Source organism: Mesorhizobium sp. M0437, from assembly GCF_040321335.1.
GTDB lineage: Bacteria > Pseudomonadota > Alphaproteobacteria > Rhizobiales > Rhizobiaceae > Mesorhizobium.
Genome location: NZ_JAMYRK010000013.1, coordinates 58,174 through 76,513, shown reverse-complemented (window position 1 = coordinate 76,513; position 18,340 = coordinate 58,174). Strand labels below are relative to the sequence as shown.

The following is an 18,340-nucleotide window of genomic DNA, read 5'->3' as shown; positions in this document are numbered from 1 at the left end:
GCGGATGGCAGAGACGACACTGGCCCACATCGGCCGAACAGAGCCGCGGCCCGCAGGCTGGCAAGGCATCGCCGCCGACTGGTCCTCGGATCAGCGGGCGTTCAAAAACGTGTCCTGGGGCAAGGCCATGATGTGGATCTTCCTGCTCAGCGACACGTTCATCTTCGGCTGCTTCCTGCTCTCCTACATGACCGCGCGTATCTCAACACGTGTGCCGTGGCCCAATCCGAGCGAGGTCTTCGCCCTGCGCATCGGTGGCTCCGACATTCCACTGATCCTTATCGCCATCATGACCTTCGTGCTGATCTCGAGCAGCGGAACGATGGCCATGGCGGTCAATTTCGGCTACCGCCGCGACCGCCGCAAAACGGCAGTGCTGATGCTCTTGACCGCAGCACTCGGCGCGACCTTTGTCGGCATGCAGGCCTTCGAATGGACCAAGCTGATCACCGAGGGCGTGCGGCCTTGGGGCAATCCCTGGGGCGCTGCCCAGTTCGGCGCATCCTTTTTCATGATCACCGGCTTCCACGGCACGCACGTGACGATCGGGGTGATCTTCCTGATCATCGTGGCGCGAAAGGTCTGGCGCGGGGATTACGATGTCGGACGGCCCGGCTTCTTCACCAGCCGAAGGGGCCGCTACGAGAACGTCGAAATCATGGGGCTTTACTGGCATTTCGTCGACCTGGTCTGGGTGTTCATTTTCGCATTTTTCTATCTTTGGTGAGAGGCAGGACATGGCTGAAGCAACCGCAAACGGCCTGGGACAACACGCACTGGACAGCGCCCGTACCCATGATGCGACGACGACCGGCGTTACCCCGGCGGAGGTTCATCAGGAGCACCCGATCAAGCTCTATCTGGTGGTCTGGGCGTGGTTGTTCATCCTCAGCACCTGCTCCTATCTGGTCGACTATTTCGGTCTCCACGGCTATCTCAGATGGTCGCTGATCCTGATCTTCATGATCCTCAAGGCAGGACTGATCGTCGCCATCTTCATGCACATGGCCTGGGAACGGCTGGCACTGGCATATGCAATTATTCTGCCGCCGGTGCTGGTTCTGGTGTTCGTGACGATGATGGTCTTCGAAGCGGACTACACGCTTCTCACCCGAATGGCGTTTTTCGGGGCCGGGCCCTGACATGCAATCCGGATCCGGGCCGTCCGGTCCTGGAGCCTTCGCCTTGAAACAATCCACGGCTGGTCCATTTCTGTTGGTATCGGAAACGACAGGCGATGCCGGCGTTTCCACATGCGTCGCGAACACCAGCAAGGGGCGCCCAAGATGACCATCGCAAACAGACTGAAGGACTTCATCGATAGGAAAGGAATTTCCTACGACACCGTCGAGCATCACCGCACGGCGACAAGCAGACAATCCGCCATTGCGGCACATGTGCCTGGCAGCATAATGGCCAAATCGGTGGTCGTTCACCACGACCGTGGCTACGCGCTCGCCGTGGTTCCAAGCACGCACAGGATAGAACTCGCGACATTGCAGGATGTCATGGAGAAGCCTCTTGGACTTGCCTCCGAAGACGAGGTGGTCTCGTTGTTCGGCGATTGCGATGTCGGCGCTGTGCCGCCGATCGGCGCTGCCTATGATGTGCCAGTGGTCCTCGATGAAAGCCTCGGCGACGCTCCCGAAATCTATTTCGAGGGCGGTGACCATAGGACGCTGGTGCATGTGAGCGGCAAGGATTTCCGCGACCTGACAAAGGACGCACGCCAGGCCCGTTTCAGCCACCCGGCCTATTGAAAGCTCTGCCCCACCCTGCCCGCACCGGCACTTTCACCGGTGCGCGCAGGGCAGGTTTTTTTCAGCTCACGGTCTGGTGGCCGGCGGCGATTCTACAACTTTCCGATAGACATGCCAGGTCGCATGACCAAGGATCGGCAGCACGACTGCCAACCCGGCGAACACTGGCAGCGAGCCGACGATCAGGGCGACGGCGACGATAAGGCCCCACACGGCCATCACGATCGGGTTGGCCAGGACAACGCGCACCGAGGTGTGGATGGCTTCGTAGGCGCCGACATCGCGGTCGAGCAACAACGGGAATGCGACGACCGTGGTGCACAACACAACCGCGGCGAACACGAAGCCGATGGCGTGACCCAGGATGATGAGCGTCCAGCCGCGTCCCGTGGCAAATATTTCACCGATGAAACTGGACAGCGATTGCGGCGGCGCCGGGCCGAACAGGGTCTGGTAGAATATCTGGGCCGTCAAAAGCCAGGCGATGAAGATCGCAAGCAGCATGACGCCGACCGCTGCAATAGCCGGCAGTGCTGGAGAACTCCTGACCTCAAAGGCGTGCCTCCACGAGGCGTCGAGCCCGGCTTCCCGTCGCCGGCTGATCTCATAGAGGCCGATCGCCGCGAACGGACCAATCAGTGCAAAGCCGGACACAAGCGGAAACAGCAATGGCAGCGTGTTGTTACCTGATGTCCAGACAGCAAGCACGACACCCGCAATCGGATAGATCAGGCAGAGAAAAACGATGTGCGACGGCTTGACCATGAAATCATCGACGCCACGCCTGAGCGCATCAAAAAGATCGGAGACACCGATTTTTCGAATTCTGGTGTGTTCCAGCGTCTCGCTGGCGCCTGCTATTACGTGAAAGCTTGCCATGACCATTCCTCCAGACCAGGTCCGGTAAGGTCGCGTTTTACGGTGCTGCCGTTCCGCATGATTGGCCCACGCAAACCGCGACCTGCACCATGATCAATATACTCTCATGCGGGGGACTTGTCGCGCTTTGTAGGAAGGCCCGGGAGTAAGAGGTCCCGGGTAGCCTGACTAGCTACGGACGCCGTTCTTCGATATGCTCTTCTAGTCGAAGGTGAAGGTCATGGACGGAAGGACAGTTCTCATACTCGGCCTTGGCGTCGTTATTCTGCTGTTGCTGGGATTTTGTGCTCTGCCAATGTGATGTTTTGAGCCGGGTCAATAGTCGGCTGAAGCGATCACTCGCATTACAATGGTGTCGGCAAGCAACGCTGCAAATATTGCGAAAAGATAGACAATCGAATACGCAAACAGCGCCTTTGCCGGCTTCATCTCCTTGTCGGCGACGAGAACCTTCCAGGCCTGCCAAATGAAACCTGCACCCAACGCGGCTGAAGCAGTGCCGTAATATCCGCTCGCGAAGCCGAGGCCCCAAGGGAGCACGCCGATTGGCGCCAAGAGCAGCGAATAGGCGAAGATTTGTTTTCTGGTCGAGTGCTGGCCGGCCACATTCGGCATCATCGGGACCCCAGCCGCGGCATAGTCACCGACCTTGAAAAGGGCCAGCGCCCAGAAATGAGGCGGCGTCCAGAGGAAAATGATCAGAAACAGGATGAGACTTTCAATGCCGATTGCGCCGGTTGCAGCAACCCACCCGATCACCGGAGGAAGGGCGCCTGCCGCGCCGCCTATGACGATATTCTGTGGCGTCGAGCGCTTCAGCCACATCGTGTAGATAACGACATAGAAAAAGATGGTGAACGCCAACAACGATGCGGCGAGCCACCCCACCAGCACGCCGAGCGTCATGACCGACAGTGCGGAAAGCACCAGACCGAAGCTGAGAGCTTCGCCAGGCGTGACGCGACCGGACGGAATCGGTCGCTTGGACGTGCGAGACATCAAGGCGTCTATGTCTGCGTCGTACCACATATTGAGCGCGCCGGCGGCTCCCGCTCCAACCGCGATTGCGCCGATGGCAATTAAGGCGATAACTGGATTCATCACGCCGGGCGCCATCATCAGGCCGACGAAGGCCGTAAACACGGCAAGTGCCATGACGCGTGGTTTCAAAAGCGCAAAGAAATCACCCGCCGTCGCCTCCGAGAGGCGGATGCCGGTATCCTTGAGACGGCTTTCTTCAGTCGACATTCAGACGACCACCGATGGGAATGGCAGCCTAGCCGGCCAATGTCTTTTTTGCAACGAGTCGCCCTCCCCACCGACACTGCCGGCAGATTGCGGCCGAGGCTATGCCTCGACCTGTTTGCTATACCAAGATCCGGCGGAAGAGCCGGGCTATTTGGAGAATTGCTTCAGATAAGCAATGACATTGGCGACGTCCTCGTCCTTCTTGAGGCCGGGGAATGCCATCTTGGTTCCTTTGACCATCGCCTTGGGATCGTGAAGGTAGGTCGTCAGCGTGGCCTCATCCCATTTGACGCCGGACTTGCCGGCCTCGGTCATGGCCTTGGAATAGCTGAACCCTGGATGCGTGCCGGCCGTTCGGCCGATGACGCCGTTCAAGGACGGGCCGACCTTGTTCTGATCCTTGTCCGCGATATGGCAGACCTTGCATTTGGCGAAGACCTTCTCACCCGCCGCGGCATCCTGTGCCCGCGAGGGGCCGGCAATGACGGTGGCGACGGACATGATGACAAAAAACACAAAGGCACGCATGGCATTTCCTCCCTGATCGCCAATTTGCCCTGGCTGACCTGCACAGGCCGACATTTAGTCCGCTGGCATGCGCTCTTGAATGGCAGAACGGATATCCACTGCCTGGGGTTGCGGCACCTACATACCACGGAACCCGGCCGGCAGATAGAGTTCGGCCGTGCCAAGGTTTAATGCGGACAATCTGCTCAAGGCAATTTGGTGTTGCAGCTGGCGGCGATCCGGCCGATCGCCTCTTCAACTCCGGTGAGGTCAAACTCGGCTTTGCCGCGCCCCGACAGCAGCCCGAACCGCCAGGACAGCAGCAGCCGGTCCGCGGCAATCAGTCGCCTGATGCCGTCGGCACCGTCGCGGACCAGCATCCTGCTGCGCGGGCCGACCGACCAGCTTTCGTTGAGCTTGCCGGATTGGCCGACAGTCACCGACATGGCGATGGTTCGGCTGGCGGAAACGGTGTCGCTCAGCTGCAGCCATTCGCTCCAACGCGGTTCGCCGGCGGTCCGGCACGCGATCGTCAAAACCGGGCTGTAGCTCAATGCGCCGCCGCCGGTGATGAGCTTGTTGGTCGCATAAAGCGAGGCGGTGACAAGGCCATCGCTGCTCTTGTCGAACCGCCAGTTGTCGAGAACCGTATCAGCCTGGGCAATGCCACAGACCGACGCAAGCAGGAACGCCGCCGCCACGCTTCCGATACCGAAGAACTGTCTCAACGATGCCTCCAACAACCGCTGCGGTCAGCAACCCAGCGCAGATAATCATCAAAGCTTCATATCGCTACCTCGAGCGCCAGATGCGTGAAATCCGTTGCGTCTGTGCCACAACGAAAAAGGCCGCCTCGAGAAGGCGGCCTTTCGGAATTCAGCAGGGACGTTATTCAGCGTCCTTGGCGGCCTTCTTCTTCGGCGCGGCCTTTTTCTTCGGCTCTTCAGCGTCGTCGTCGGCCTTCTTGGTGTCCGCTTTTTTCGCAGCCGCCTTCTTCGCCGGCTTGGCCTTGGTTGTATCCGTATCCTCCTCGTCGGCCAGCAGCTCTTCCTTGCTGACCTTGACGTCGGTGACCGAAATCTGGCCGAGCAGATGGTCGACCACCTTCTCTTCGAACATCGGCGCGCGCAACGTGTTCAGCGCTTCGGGATTGTTGCGATAGAATTCGAAGGCTTCCTGCTGCTGGTTGGCCGGATAGCGACGCACCTGCTCGAACAGGCCGCGCTGCAATTCCTCGTCCGTCACCGTGACGCCGGCCTTCTCGCCGATTTCGGCGAGAACCAGACCGAGACGCACACGGCGCTCGGCAAGCCGCATATATTCTGCACGCGCTTCTTCTTCAGTCGTCTCTTCGTCGGCAAAGGTGCGCCCGGCAGCTTCGAGATCGCGATTGACCTGGTTCCAGATGTTGTTGAACTCGGCCTCGACTAGCTTGGACGGCGCCTCGAACGAGTAGGCAGCGTCGAGCTGGTCGAGCAACTGCCGCTTGACTTTCTGGCGCGTTATCGAGCCGAACTGGTTCTCGATCTGACCGCGCACCACCTCGCGCAGGCGCTCCAGCGATTCAAGGCCGAGATTTTTGGCCATCTCGTCGTTGATCTCAAGCGCGCCGGGCTTCGACACTTCCTTGACCGTCACGTCAAAAGTGGCTTCCTTGCCGGCCAGATGCGCCGCCTGGTAGTTTTCCGGGAAGGTAACCGTGACCTGCTTCTCGTCGCCGGCCTTGCTGCCGACCAGCTGGTCCTCGAAGCCGGGGATGAATTCCTTCGAGCCGAGCACCAGCGGCTGATCGGTGCCGGCGCCGCCGCCGAAGGCTTCGCCGTCGATCTTGCCGACATAATCGATGGTCACACGGTCGCCCTCGGCGGCCTTGCCGGTCTTCGGCTCGTAAGTGCGGGCGGATTCAGCGACACGCTTGACCTGCTCGTCGATCTCTTCATCCGGCACGTCGAACACCTGGCGCGTCACCTTGATGTCGGAGAAATCCTTGATCTCGATCGGCGGAATGACCTCATAGTTCAGGCGGAACTCGAAATCGGCACCGCCTGCCAGGATCTTCTCGGCTTCCTTCTCGTCCTCGGTCATGATCACTTCGGGCTGCATGGCGGCCTTTTCGCCGCGCCCGGTGATGATCGAACGGGTCGAATCATTGAGGATCTCGTTGACCACTTCGGCCATGAACGACTTGCCGTAGACTTTGCGCAGATGCTGCACCGGCACCTTGCCGGGGCGGAAGCCGTTGATGCGGACCTTGTTCCTGGCATCGGAGAGCCGCGCCATCAGCTTGGCTTCCATGTCACCGGCCGGCACGGTGATCTTGATCTCGCGCTTGAGACCGGAGTTGAGCGTTTCGGTGACCTGCATCATAAAACCTTTGTTTCCACCAATGAGGCCGTCAAACGGCCCCTGCCGTTTACAGCCTGCCGGTATGATCTTGCCGGGAATGGCTTTTGGTGCGGGACTTGGCGATCTGTCCGCTCAACGCGGCACAAATCCTCCAGAAATACGCTCCAAAATGTGAATAAGTCTTTGTTTTTCCTACTTCTTATCACATTCTGCAGAAGCGGACCGTCGCGTCCCGTCACATTCGACACGCCTTTTGTCACAGGCGACGCTGATTTTCAACCATCTTTGCATTCCGGCCAATGATGCCGATGTGGGCTCTGACATTGACAGAATGATGGCTACATGGGATTGGCCGGGCAATGCGGATGTGGCGGAATTGGTAGACGCCCTGGATTTAGGTTCCAGTGCCGAAAGGCGTGGGGGTTCGAGTCCCTTCATCCGCACCACCCTTCGCTCTTCGAGCTTGGGGTGGCAGGCCACTCGAAGCTCCTCCGAGCCTTGGCGCAGGAGATCATTGCCAAGGCCGTAGCGCGATCTAGTAAAGCGGCTCCTCGAACAGTGTCTTGTCGCCATCCATCAGCGCTTTGATCTGCGCCGTGCCGTTGGCCGCAATCGCCACGCGGATGCCGAACGGCCGCACCCGCATGTCGTTCTGGATCGCCATCCCCTCGCCTTCCGGCAGATAGAAGCGCTCGATGCCGTAATCCGGCGCGATCGTCGTTGCTCCCTGGCTGATATTCCAGCCCTCGGAGACGTGTCCGACGATATCGGCTTCATCGGATGCTGCCGGCGCCGGCGCTTGCCCGAACCAAGCCGCGGTCGACCCCCAATAGCCATCGGCGCCCTGCTTCAGCCTGACCACGATCGACGTTTCCTCGCTGGAAAGCTTGCCGGCCGGAATGTTGCCGATCAGTTTCACCGGTATGCGTGAAATGTCGTAGCCGAGCAGAATGTAGTCACCGCGCAAGAGATCGCGCGGATCGATCGGCTCGACCTTGAGCAGGACCTGCTTGCCATCGCGCAGGATCGCCGCGCGTCCGGCGATGATCCAGCTCAGAAAGCCGATCTGGACGAGCGCCAGGACCAGCGCCGAGATGATCAGTCTTTTGCCGGTCATCATGCCGCCGCTCCTGTCATGTTCGAGGCGTTCATGCGCCTTTCTATGCGGATGATAATGAAAGCAAGAACGGCGAGCAGCACCGCCGCCGCAAGGAAGAAGCCTGCCGTGTCGAGCATTGATTGCAGCATCACCACATAGATGATGGCGAGTTCGAAGGCGAAGCCCGCATAGGCAACCCAGCGCAGTCCCCGGCTCTCGCGGCCGCCCAGCACGATCGCCGCGATGATGCCGGCCAGCGCAACAGCCGAGGCAATGGCAAAGCCGCCATTGTAGCTGCTTTCATCCGCCAGTTCGAATTGGATCATCGCCAGGCCGGTGAGAAAGCCGATCAGCGCGTGCAAGGGCAACCTGCCGCCGAGTTGCAAAACCCTCTCGACCGGCCCGGCAGCAAAGATCGCAGCGGTAAAAAGCAGCACCGACGCGGCAACGAGCGGGATGGCGACTTGCAGCGTGTCGTATTCCATGGCCAACAGCACGAGGTAGAAAAGGACCGACAGGATGATCAGGTGGCGCGCCGCCTGGCTGCGCGTCCAGAACGAAACGGCGAACAGTATTAGCGCCATGACCACGAAGAGATGCGGAAATTCCGTGCGCCGGAAGTAGTCGAACCCTCTCAGGAACAGCCAGGCATCGGCGATGCCGACGGCAGCGACGGTCAGTGGGTTTGAGCGCAGCGCCACCGCCGCCAGCGTCGTGCCGGCGCCCCAGGTGATCAAGGCCGAGGCCTCGTCGCCCGACAAATGATACATCTGGCCGATCAGCGCGATCGAACCGCCGAATGCCGCAGCCGCGACGATCCACAGTGCTTCGCCGATCGCCGCATGGTCGCGCATCTTCAACATCGCGCCGCCGACATAGCCGGCAAGGATAACGGCAAAAAGTGCCGCGACCCGCACCAGCCGCGGGATGACTTCCCAGTTGGCGGCGATGAAGATCAGGATAGCCGCGCCGAACAGCAGCGCCGCCATCATCGCCAGGATCGAGCCGAAACTCAGCGATTTGCGTTCGTTTGCCTCGACGTCGCGCGTTAGAGCCTCGGCTGTCGGCGCGTCGATCAGGCCGGCCTGCTGCCATCGCGCGATATCCGACCTGACCCGTGACGAATAGCTCGCCATGCCCCTCCCCCTTTCCTTGGTTCTTTTAGCTCGTCCGGCCAAGCGTTTGACCTAACGGCATTTTCCGATCTGGGCGGAAAACTGGACGCGCGTTAATGCTGCATTGCACAATTTGCATTGCTGCCATGCACCAATAGCGCTTTTAAATCGATATGACCCCACCTATTTTCACGGTGCACACAAAGACGGAATGATCCGAAAGAAAGACGAAACGAGACTACCATGAACCTGATCCGCAACTATCGCAACTGGCGCCGCTATAGGGACACCGTGTCCGAGCTGAGCCGCCTGAGCACCCGTGAACTGACCGATCTCGGCATCAGCCGCAGCGACATTCACTACGTCGCCCGCAAGGCGGTCTAATCCTTCGGGCCGCAAATGGCCCGAACCAGTTTTGAAAAGAGAACGACAATGAACCTGATCCGCAACTATCGTAACTGGCGCGTCTACCGCGAGACGGTTACCGAGCTGGGTCGCCTGTCGAACCGCCAGCTCAACGATCTCGGCATCGTCCGCGACGAGATCAAGATGGTCGCTCGCAGGGCGATCTAACCACAAGAATTTCGCCAGGGTCGACCTCCTCCCCGACCCTGACGGATACGGTCAGCCTTCACCTCCTCCCGAGGGTTGACCACAAAAACGGCGCCCGCCGGACCTCCGCCCCCGGCGGGCGCTGTTTCTAAAAAGGGTTTCGCACCCTTTCAAATGGCGAAAGGAATTTCGTCAAAGCCGACCTCCTCCCCGGCGATGACGAATACGGTCGATCTTCACCTCCTCCCGAGGATCGACCAACAAAACGACACCCGCCGGACCTCCTCCCCCGGCGGGTGTTGTTGTTTTGGGGCGGCTTCCCCCGTCAGCCATTCTCCCGCGTGGCAATTGCAATCCTTGCGCCAAGCGACTATTTCGGCGCTCATGGACAAGAACCCCATTCACGTTATCGGCGGCGGTCTCGCCGGCTCCGAAGCCGCCTGGCAGGCGGCCGAAGCCGGCATTCCCGTTGTCCTGCATGAAATGCGTCCCGTCCGCGGTACCGACGCGCACAAGACCGACGGGCTGGCCGAACTCGTCTGTTCCAACTCCTTCCGCTCCGACGATGCGCAAACCAATGCCGTCGGCCTGCTGCACGCCGAAATGCGGCTGGCCGGTTCGCTGATCATGAGCGCCGGCGACGCGCATCAGGTGCCGGCCGGCGGAGCGCTGGCCGTCGACCGCGACGGATTTTCCGAAGCGGTCACCAGAAAGCTCGAAGCGCACCCGCTCATCACCATTCGTCGCGAGGAAGTGCCCGGCCTGCCGTCGGCGGAGTGGGACCAGGCGATCGTTGCCACCGGCCCGCTGACGGCGCCTTCGCTCGCCCAATCGATCGCCGAAGTGACCGGCGCCGACGCGCTCGCCTTCTTCGATGCCATCGCGCCGATCGTCCATTTCGACACGATCGACATGGATATCTGCTGGTTCCAGTCGCGCTACGACAAGGTCGGTCCCGGCGGCACCGGCAAGGATTACATCAACTGCCCGATGGACAAGGAGCAGTACCTTGCCTTCGTGCAGGCGCTGGTCGACGGCCAGAAGACCGAATTCAAGCAATGGGAAGGCACGCCCTATTTCGACGGCTGCCTGCCGATTGAGGTGATGGCCGAGCGCGGCGTCGAGACATTGCGCTACGGGCCGATGAAGCCGATGGGGCTGACCAATGCGCATGATCCGTCTGTAAAGGCGTATGCCGTCGTCCAGCTCCGGCAGGACAACGCGCTGGGTACGCTCTACAACATGGTCGGCTTCCAGACCAAGCTGAAGCACGCCGAGCAGGTGCGCATATTCCGCACCATCCCCGGGCTGGAACACGCCGAATTTGCCCGCCTAGGCGGCCTGCACCGCAACACCTACATCAATTCGCCGACGCTGCTCGACGCGTCGCTGCAGTTGAAGTCGCGACCCGGCCTGCGCTTTGCCGGCCAGATCACTGGCTGCGAGGGCTACGTCGAGAGCGCCGCCATCGGCTTGCTCGCCGGGCGCTTTGCAGCCGCCGAAAGGCTTGGCCATGCGCCGTCGCTGCCGCCCTTGACCACCGCCTTCGGCGCCTTGCTCAACCACATCACCGGCGGCCATATCGTTTCAGACGATGAGCCGGGAAAGCGCTCCTTCCAGCCGATGAACGTCAATTTCGGCCTGTTCCCGCCGGTGGACGCGCCGAAGATCGAAGGCAAGCGGCTGCGCGGCAAGGACAAGACGGTCGCCAAGCGGCACGCGGTAACGTCGCGCGCGCTCGCCGACTGCCGCGAATGGCTGGGGCTGCCTTTTCGGGCGGAAGCGGCGGAATAACGATCGGGTTGGCTACGCGGCAGCCTCTATGCGACTGGCCAGCCCCGCGTCACGCGCCGGAACAAGAGCCAATGCCGGCGCAAGACAGAGAGCCGCGCCACCTCCTTGACAGGCGAGCGACGGGCGCGCTCCATCTTGTCGAGATAGGCGCCCGAAAGAGCCAGCGGCAGAAACGCCGGGCGCAATGAAACCGGCAAAACGGACGCCCCCTGCTCGAAGGCGGAAAGATGTTCCCGTGCCAGCGCGATCATCGCGGCAACGGCGCGTTCCGCGCCCGGCCCGCCGTCACCTGTAACAAACTCTTGCGGCGACGATCCCGCCGCCGCCAAAATATCTGCCGGGACAAAGCACTGTCCCCGCTTGCGATGCAGCGGCAGCAGAAGCAGGAGACCGGTCATCGCCTGCGCACAACCTGCCCTGCCGGCAAGTTCGGCAAAGCGTGGTGCTTGGACCGGATCGAGCACGATCGCCGCAAGCTGGATAAGTGCTGCGGCAGTCTCGCCGCAATAGCCTTCGAGGTCGGTGCGCGACGGCATCGGGTCGTCATAGAGATCGAAGATGCGCGCTTCGAGCATGTTGTCGAAGGCGGCCTTGGGCAGATGGTGGGCGGAAATAGTCGCCTTCAGCGCGTCCGCCACGGGATGGCCGACCTCAGCCCCATCCTCTTCGGCGGCGATGACGTCGCGCCACCATTGCAGCCGCACCTCGCCCGGCAGCGCCTCGTGGATGCGGTCGCGTATGCCGGCAATTTCGGCGTTGAAGGCATAGAGCGAAAACAGCGCGTCCCGCTTGTCTTCGGGCGCGTAGAGCGCGGTCAGGTAGCGGTCATGATCAGCGGCGCGCACCGTCTCCATGACGAGTTTGGTGTTTTCGGCCACGTCAGTCGACGGCGATGAGTGCTGCGGCCACCGCGCGGTCTTCAGCCAGCAGCACATTGTAGGTCCGCACAGCCGCCCCGGTCGACATCGGATCGGCGGATATGCCGGCATCCTTCAGCGCGGCACGCAGCGCGGCCGGCAACGGCCTCAGATCCTTGCCGCTGCCGACCAGCAGGATCTCGACCTTGTCTGCCTCGTTGAACAGCTTGGCGAAATCCGCTGCCGTGAGCGCCAGCGGATCGGCCGGCTCCCAGCCATAGATGCCCGAAGGCAGGCACAGCAGCGAGCCGCGATGCGACATGTCGGCAAAGCGGAAACCGCCATTGCCGTAAGCCTCGACCGGTGCGCGGCCGGGGAAATGCGCCTCGCGGATGACGATGCCCTTGGCCACTTTTGAGGCAAGCCGTCAGGTGGCTATGGCTTTGCCGCCGCCCACCGGCTTTTCCTCGTCCGACGCTGTGGCCTGCGGCCGCAGCTTGAACAGGATAAGCAGTGGCGCGGCGATAAAGATCGACGAATAGGTGCCGAACACGACGCCGAACAGCATGGCCATGGTGAACGAGCGGATCACCTCGCCGCCGAACAGCACCAGCGCCAGCAGCGCCAGGATCGTCGTCACCGAGGTCAGCGTCGTCCTCGACAGCGTCTCGTTGATGGCGTTGTTCAGCAATTGCGGCAGCGGCATTCGCTTGTATTTTCGCAGATCCTCGCGAACGCGGTCATAGACGACAATCGTATCGTTGAGCGAATAACCGATGATGGTAAGGATCGCCGCCAGCGACGACTGGTTGAATTCGAGGCCGGTGAGGACGAAGAAGCCGATCGTCATGACCACGTCGTGAACGGTCGCAACGATGGCGCCGACCGCGAACTGCCATTCGAAGCGGAACCAGACATAGATCAGGATGCCGAGCAGCGCGACCAGCATGGCAATGGTGCCTTGCTTGGCAAGCTCGCCCGAGACCGTCGGCCCGACCACTTCGACGCGGCGAAAATCATACTGGTCCTGCAGCTCGCCGCGCACCTTGTCGATGACGGTCTGCTCGGCATTCTCGCCGCCCTCCTGGGTACCGACGCGGATCAGCACGTCGTTCGGCTCGCCGAATTGCTGAACCTGCACCTCGCCGATATTGAGTTCCGTCAGCCTGCCGCGGATGTCGGCCAGATCGGCATTGCCGGCCTTCGACTGCACCTCGATCAGCGAGCCGCCCTTGAAATCGATGCCGTAATTGATGTCGATGGTCATGAAGCCGATGACCGACAGCACCGAAAGCACGCTCGACAGTGTGAACGTCCAGCGGCGGATGCCCATGAACGGAATTTTCGTTCCCGGCGGAATGAAGGTCACCGGCGCGCGTGGCAACTCCTTCGGACGGGCCCGGCGAAGCCAGATCGACACCAGCAGGCGGGTGAAGGTGAAGGCGGTGAAGACCGTGGTCAGGATGCCGATGGCATAGGTGACGGCAAAACCCTTCACCGGCCCGGTGCCGAGGTAGAACAGGACCACGGTGGCAATCAGCGAAGTGACGTTGGAATCGACGATGGTCGCCAGCGCCTTGCTGAAGCCGGTATCGATCGCCTGGATCACCGAGCGGCCGGCACGTCGCTCCTCGCGAATACGCTCATAGATCAGCACGTTCGAATCGACCGCCATGCCGATGGTCAGCACGATACCGGCGATACCCGGCAAGGTCAGCGTCGCGCCAAGCAGCGACAGCAGCCCGACGATCATCGCGACATGCACCGCCAGCGCGATGTTGGCGAGGAAGCCGAGGAAACCGTAGGCGACGAACATGAACGCCACGACCAGGATCGAGCCGATGATGCCGGCGACCTTGCCGGCATGGATGGAGTCCTGGCCGAGGCCAGGGCCAACCGTGCGCTCCTCGATCACGGTGAGCGTCGCCGGCAAGGCGCCGGCGCGCAGCAGCACGGCGAGATCGTTGGCGCTCTCGGCAGTGAAATTCCCCGATATCTGACCGGAACCGCCAGGGATCGGTTCGTTGATCCGCGGCGCCGAAATCACCTGATTGTCGAGGATGATGGCAAACAGCTTGCCGACATTCTGCGCTGTCGCCTGGCCGAACCGCTGCGCCCCCTTGGAATCGAAGCGGAACGAAACCACCGGCTCATTGGTCTGCGAGTTGAACGTCGCCTGGGCATCGACGAGGTTTTCACCCGAAACGATGACGCGGTTCTCGATCAGATACGGAACCGGCGGATCGTCCTGCGAATACAGCACCGAGGATCCCGGCGGCGGACGGCCGTTCAGCGCATCCTGCACCGGCATCGATTGGTCGACCATCTGGAAGGTCAGCTTGGCGGTCTGGCCGAGAATTTCCTTCAGCCGTTGCGGGTCCTGCAAACCAGGCACCTGCACAAGGATGCGGTCGTCGCCTTGCCGCTGCACGATCGGCTCGGTCGTTCCCAGTTCGTTGACACGACGGCTGACAACCTCGATCGACTGGGTCAGCGCCGTCGACGTACGGTATTTGATGCCGGCATCGGTGACGGTGAATTTAAGCAGGCCGGCCTCGGAATCATCCAGGGTCATCTCCTGGATGGACCCGCCGCTGAACAGGCCGGCCGCCACCGGATTGGTCAACGGCTTCAGTGCGTTCTTGGCGGCGTCGATCTGTGCGGGATCGGTGATGCGGACCTGCACCGTGCGCCCCGACCCGGCAAGGCCGGTATAGCCGATCTTGGCATCGCGCAGCAGCGTCCTGATTTCGTCGCGCGTCGTCTCAAGCCGATCCTTGATCAGATCGTTCGGATCCATCCTGAGCAGGATGTGCGAGCCGCCCTGCAGGTCGAGGCCGAGCGTCATCTGCCGCTTCGGCACCCAACTGGGCAGTTGGGCCAACGTGCTTGCCGAGAAAAGATTGGGCGCAGCGAGGACCACCGTGGCGGCTACGGCCAGCCAGATCAGGATCATCTTGAAGCGCGAGAAATAGAGCATTGGTTATCGTCCGTTCAGGCGTACAAGCGGCTGCGTTCCGCCTTCAATTCGGTTATTTCTTGGCGTTCTGGTTTGCCACCGGCTCGCCCTTGACGCGCACGTCGGCGATCGTCGAGCGCAGCGCCGTCACCTTGGTGCCGCCGCCAAGGTCGATCTCCAGCTCGTTATCGTCGATCACCTTGGTCACCTTGCCGACCAAGCCGCCGCCGGTGACAACGGTATCGCCGCGACGAACCGCCGCCAGCATCTCGCCGCGCTTCTTCAGCTGCGTGCGCTGCGGCCGGATGATCAGAAAATACATGATCACGAAAATCAGAGCAAACGGCACGATCTGGATAAACATTGCGGACGAGTCCCCGCCGATGCCTTGGGCGTATGCCGGTGTCACGAACATCGAGGTACTCCTGAATTTTAAAAACAGCCGCCTTAACCGTTCTGGGAATTTGACGGCCCCGCCAAATTTGGCCGGAATATAGTCGGTAACGTTGCCAATGCAACTGCGCCGCCGGGCAAATCGGCTGCTTTTCCAGCCTGGTGAGCCGTGTTAGAGGGTGATCCCCAAAAGCGACGCTCGGTTTCCGCAAAAGATCATGCCCGAACAAATGCTTGGGACGAGTTTCGAAACCGCTGAAATCAGGTAGGTTGGCCTGCCGCACCATCCTGAACGCGAGACAAAAAAGACAAGAGATGACCGACAGCACCATCGATACCCTGAGCCAGAAGCTCGACCGCCTGATCGAGGCGGTCGCCCGCCTCGCCCCGCCGCCGGTGCCGCAAACCGACCTGGGCGAGGCCGATTGCTTCGTCTGGCAGGCCGATCCCGGCTATCTGGAGCCGGTGCTCAAGGTCAACCGCGTCGACATCGGCCTGATCCGCGGGGTCGACCGCGTCCGCGACATATTGGTCGACAACACCGAGCGCTTCGCGTCAGGCTATGCCGCCAACAACGTGCTGTTGTGGGGCGCGCGCGGCATGGGCAAATCGTCGCTGGTCAAGGCGGTGCACGCCGCGGTCAACGCTTCGGCCAAGCTCGATCTGCCGCTCAAGCTTATCGAGATCCATCGCGAAGACATCGACACGCTGCCGAAGCTGATGGGCCTGCTGAAGGCAGCACCCTTCCGCTTCATCCTGTTCTGCGACGACCTGTCATTCGACCATGACGACACGTCCTATAAATCGCTGAAGGCAGCGCTTGAGGGCGGCGTCGAGGGCCGCCCGGCCAACGTCATCTTCTACGCCACCTCGAACCGGCGGCATCTGTTGCCGCGCGACATGATCGACAATGAGCGCTCGACGGCGATCAATCCGTCCGAAGCGGTCGAGGAAAAGGTTTCGCTGTCGGACCGTTTCGGCCTGTGGCTTGGCTTCCACAAATGTTCGCAGGACGAATATCTCGATATGATCGACGGCTATGTCCGCCATCACGATCTCGCCATCGATCCCGAGATGCTGCGCGCCGAGGCGCTGGAATGGGCGACGACGCGCGGCAGCCGTTCGGGCCGCGTCGCCTGGCAGTTCACCCAGGATCTGGCAGGCCGGCTCGGCAAGCCGCTCAAGGATTAGCCGCTCAACGACTAACAACAGAAGAAGCCCGCACCTTGCGGAGCGGACTTCCTCGCCGGGCTGAAGGTCAGGTGGCCCGCAAATCGCTTTCGTCGTCTATTCGAGATAGGTCGAAGGATCGACCGGCGCCGAGTTCTTGCGCACTTCGAAATGCAGTTTCGGCGAGTCGGTGGTGCCGCTCATGCCGGACAGGGCGATTTCCTGGCCGCGCTTGACCTTCTGGCCGCGCTGCACCTCGATCGAGCTGGTGTGGCCGTAGACGGTGACCAGACCGTTTTCGTGCCGCACCAGCACCGTGTTGCCGAATTCCTTGAGGCCGTCACCGGCATAGATGACGACGCCGTTTTCAGCTGCCTTGACCGGCGTCCCCTCGGGCACGGCAATGTCGACGCCGTCCTTGCCGCCGCCGAAGCTTGAGATCACGCGGCCGCGCACCGGCCAGCGCATCTTGCCGATGCCCGTTGCGTCCGGCGCCACCGCATCGTCGTCCTCGGCCTGCTGGATGACTTTCGCGTCCTTCTTTGGCGGCGTGTAGGAGGCGAGCGTCTGCGTCGGCGTGGCCTTGGCAGGCGGCTGGGTGGTGGCCGTCGTCACCGGATCGACCTTTGCCGGCTTCGCACCGGCGACAACAGCGGTTCCGCCTGCCGGCACTTTCAGGGTCTGGCCGATCTTGAGCAGTCCATCCTGCATGCCGTTCGCCTGCTTCAACGCGACGACGCCGACGCCGGTCTTTCTGGCGATGGCCGACAGCGTATCGCCTTGCTGAACCGTGTAGGTGCCGCCGGCACCGGCTGGCTTGGCCGTCGCCGAAGCCACTTTGGGCGCGGCCTTTCCATCCTTCGGCTGGCTCGCGGCAGCCGAGGCGTCCACCTGCGCGGCAGACTTGCCTTCCCTGAGCTTCGGTTGCTGCGGCAGCACGGCCACCTTCTCCGGCGCGTCGGCCGGCTGGTCGTGCCTGGTGCCGTTCGCGGGCTTGGCGTCGGCGACTTTCGGCGTGGCGCCGTTGCTCGAATACGCATAGGCCGGGATGACGAGCTTCTGGCCGGTCTTCAGCCCCTTGGTCGCGCTCAGCCCGTTGACTTTCATGATGGCATCGGCCGGCACGCCGTAGCGCCGAGACAGGCCGGAAATGGTCTCGCCGTCCTTGACGACGATCTCGGTTGCATGCGGTGCGCCGGCGGCCGTCGCCATGCGCGGCGCGTCGGGCTCGGCGTTCTTGAACGGCCTTGCCGCCGGAGCGACGGTGCCGGTTGCCGTCCTGTCGACACGAGGAGCGGCAGGCGCCATCGCCGGCGCGGCAGCGGTACGCACCGGGCGGGCGGCGGGTGCCAGGGCGGGAGCCGGCGGTGGCAACTGCTGCGCCGTAACCGGTTCGAGGCTTGAGCGGCTGACCGACTGGGTGTGGCTGCCGTCGACCGGCGCGGCCGCAACATCGCCCGGATAGGGCTGGGCAGCATCCTGCTTGTCGATGATGGCGCGCTGGTTGTTGGTCGAGGCGGTGAACACGTCATCGACGCTGTTGAACCGCGCCACCTGGGAACTACACCCCGTCGCAGCGCCTGCGATCATGAGGACGGCGCAGCCACGCGCCAGATTGCGTCCGTTTGCCTTCAAAACACTGAATTGCATCGCACTAACCC

At 61.8% G+C, this 18,340-nt stretch carries 19 protein-coding genes and 1 tRNA gene; 8 read left to right on the top strand and 12 right to left on the bottom strand.

The window, feature by feature from the left end; all coding sequences use genetic code 11:
- The first annotated feature begins 4 nt into the window (after positions 1–4).
- From NKI72_RS11150 to NKI72_RS11140, 3 genes are all read left to right on the top strand, one after another.
- The gene (locus NKI72_RS11150) at positions 5–727 is read left to right on the top strand and encodes a heme-copper oxidase subunit III family protein (protein ID WP_023678903.1); all 723 of its coding nucleotides are present in this window, start codon (positions 5–7) and stop codon (positions 725–727) included.
- A 10-nt stretch (positions 728–737) separates the two neighbouring features.
- Positions 738–1,142, top strand: coding sequence for a cytochrome C oxidase subunit IV family protein (locus NKI72_RS11145; RefSeq protein ID WP_352470444.1), 405 nt, complete (start codon positions 738–740; stop codon positions 1,140–1,142).
- A 144-nt stretch (positions 1,143–1,286) separates the two neighbouring features.
- The gene (locus NKI72_RS11140; protein ID WP_352577606.1) at positions 1,287–1,760 is read left to right on the top strand and encodes an aminoacyl-tRNA deacylase; all 474 of its coding nucleotides are present in this window, start codon (positions 1,287–1,289) and stop codon (positions 1,758–1,760) included.
- Positions 1,761–1,826: 66 nt separating this feature from the next.
- On the opposite strand, the gene NKI72_RS11135 is transcribed toward NKI72_RS11140, so the two are convergent.
- The 5 genes from NKI72_RS11135 to tig all read right to left on the bottom strand — a co-directional run bounded on the left by NKI72_RS11135 (position 1,827) and on the right by tig (position 6,758).
- Positions 1,827–2,639 carry a DUF2189 domain-containing protein gene (locus NKI72_RS11135; protein WP_352831546.1) on the bottom strand — a complete coding sequence of 271 codons (813 nt, stop codon included), beginning with the start codon at positions 2,637–2,639 and terminating at the stop codon, positions 1,827–1,829.
- Between the two features lie 315 nt (positions 2,640–2,954).
- Positions 2,955–3,887: a heme o synthase gene (locus NKI72_RS11130; protein WP_352500859.1), complete on the bottom strand. Its 933-nt coding sequence runs from the start codon at positions 3,885–3,887 to the stop codon at positions 2,955–2,957.
- 147 nt (positions 3,888–4,034) lie between these two features.
- Positions 4,035–4,388: a c-type cytochrome gene (locus tag NKI72_RS11125; protein WP_502893720.1), complete on the bottom strand. Its 354-nt coding sequence runs from the start codon at positions 4,386–4,388 to the stop codon at positions 4,035–4,037.
- Positions 4,389–4,600: 212 nt separating this feature from the next.
- Positions 4,601–5,122 carry a hypothetical protein gene (locus tag NKI72_RS11120; protein ID WP_352470439.1) on the bottom strand — a complete coding sequence of 174 codons (522 nt, stop codon included), beginning with the start codon at positions 5,120–5,122 and terminating at the stop codon, positions 4,601–4,603.
- A gap of 160 nt (positions 5,123–5,282) precedes the next feature.
- The gene (gene tig / locus NKI72_RS11115; protein WP_352470469.1) at positions 5,283–6,758 is read right to left on the bottom strand and encodes a trigger factor; all 1,476 of its coding nucleotides are present in this window, start codon (positions 6,756–6,758) and stop codon (positions 5,283–5,285) included.
- Between the two features lie 343 nt (positions 6,759–7,101).
- Here tig and NKI72_RS11110 point away from each other — a divergent pair.
- Positions 7,102–7,186: transfer RNA gene (locus NKI72_RS11110), tRNA-Leu, on the top strand.
- Between the two features lie 89 nt (positions 7,187–7,275).
- On the opposite strand, the gene NKI72_RS11105 is transcribed toward NKI72_RS11110, so the two are convergent.
- Together NKI72_RS11105 and NKI72_RS11100 are read right to left on the bottom strand one after the other, a co-directional pair.
- Complete coding sequence (locus NKI72_RS11105; protein WP_352850152.1) at positions 7,276–7,860, bottom strand: GDYXXLXY domain-containing protein; 585 nt, start codon at positions 7,858–7,860, stop codon at positions 7,276–7,278.
- Entirely contained in the window at positions 7,857–8,975 is a 1,119-nt protein-coding gene (locus tag NKI72_RS11100) for a DUF2157 domain-containing protein (RefSeq protein ID WP_352539749.1), read from the bottom strand. Before NKI72_RS11100 ends, NKI72_RS11105 begins: the two co-directional genes overlap by 4 nt.
- Before the next feature lie 222 nt (positions 8,976–9,197).
- On the opposite strand from NKI72_RS11100, the gene NKI72_RS11095 reads away from it, so the two are divergent.
- The 3 genes from NKI72_RS11095 to trmFO all read left to right on the top strand — a co-directional run bounded on the left by NKI72_RS11095 (position 9,198) and on the right by trmFO (position 11,300).
- Positions 9,198–9,338 (top strand): DUF1127 domain-containing protein, encoded by a 141-nt coding sequence (locus tag NKI72_RS11095; protein WP_091596947.1) that lies wholly within the window; start codon positions 9,198–9,200, stop codon positions 9,336–9,338.
- A gap of 48 nt (positions 9,339–9,386) precedes the next feature.
- Entirely contained in the window at positions 9,387–9,527 is a 141-nt protein-coding gene (locus NKI72_RS11090; protein ID WP_023678914.1) for a DUF1127 domain-containing protein, read from the top strand.
- A 363-nt stretch (positions 9,528–9,890) separates the two neighbouring features.
- Positions 9,891–11,300, top strand: coding sequence for a methylenetetrahydrofolate--tRNA-(uracil(54)-C(5))-methyltransferase (FADH(2)-oxidizing) TrmFO (gene trmFO, locus NKI72_RS11085; RefSeq protein WP_352831542.1), 1,410 nt, complete (start codon positions 9,891–9,893; stop codon positions 11,298–11,300).
- Between the two features lie 26 nt (positions 11,301–11,326).
- Here the strand turns inward: trmFO and NKI72_RS11080 are convergent, their stop codons facing one another.
- From NKI72_RS11080 to yajC, 4 genes are read right to left on the bottom strand one after another with little or no spacing between them, the layout of a single operon-like run.
- Positions 11,327–12,154, bottom strand: coding sequence for a phytoene/squalene synthase family protein (locus tag NKI72_RS11080; protein WP_502898556.1), 828 nt, complete (start codon positions 12,152–12,154; stop codon positions 11,327–11,329).
- 25 nt (positions 12,155–12,179) lie between these two features.
- The gene (locus NKI72_RS11075; RefSeq protein WP_352470434.1) at positions 12,180–12,569 is read right to left on the bottom strand and encodes an Mth938-like domain-containing protein; all 390 of its coding nucleotides are present in this window, start codon (positions 12,567–12,569) and stop codon (positions 12,180–12,182) included.
- 15 nt (positions 12,570–12,584) lie between these two features.
- The gene (secDF, locus tag NKI72_RS11070; RefSeq protein ID WP_352470433.1) at positions 12,585–15,137 is read right to left on the bottom strand and encodes a protein translocase subunit SecDF; all 2,553 of its coding nucleotides are present in this window, start codon (positions 15,135–15,137) and stop codon (positions 12,585–12,587) included.
- A gap of 52 nt (positions 15,138–15,189) precedes the next feature.
- Complete coding sequence (gene yajC / locus NKI72_RS11065; RefSeq protein ID WP_352451381.1) at positions 15,190–15,531, bottom strand: preprotein translocase subunit YajC; 342 nt, start codon at positions 15,529–15,531, stop codon at positions 15,190–15,192.
- Positions 15,532–15,824: 293 nt separating this feature from the next.
- Between yajC and NKI72_RS11060 the strand changes: the two genes are divergently transcribed.
- Positions 15,825–16,700, top strand: coding sequence for an ATP-binding protein (locus NKI72_RS11060; protein WP_352539745.1), 876 nt, complete (start codon positions 15,825–15,827; stop codon positions 16,698–16,700).
- Positions 16,701–16,796: 96 nt separating this feature from the next.
- On the opposite strand, the gene NKI72_RS11055 is transcribed toward NKI72_RS11060, so the two are convergent.
- Positions 16,797–18,329 carry a peptidoglycan DD-metalloendopeptidase family protein gene (locus NKI72_RS11055; protein WP_352539744.1) on the bottom strand — a complete coding sequence of 511 codons (1,533 nt, stop codon included), beginning with the start codon at positions 18,327–18,329 and terminating at the stop codon, positions 16,797–16,799.
- Between the last annotated feature and the right edge of the window lie 11 nt (positions 18,330–18,340).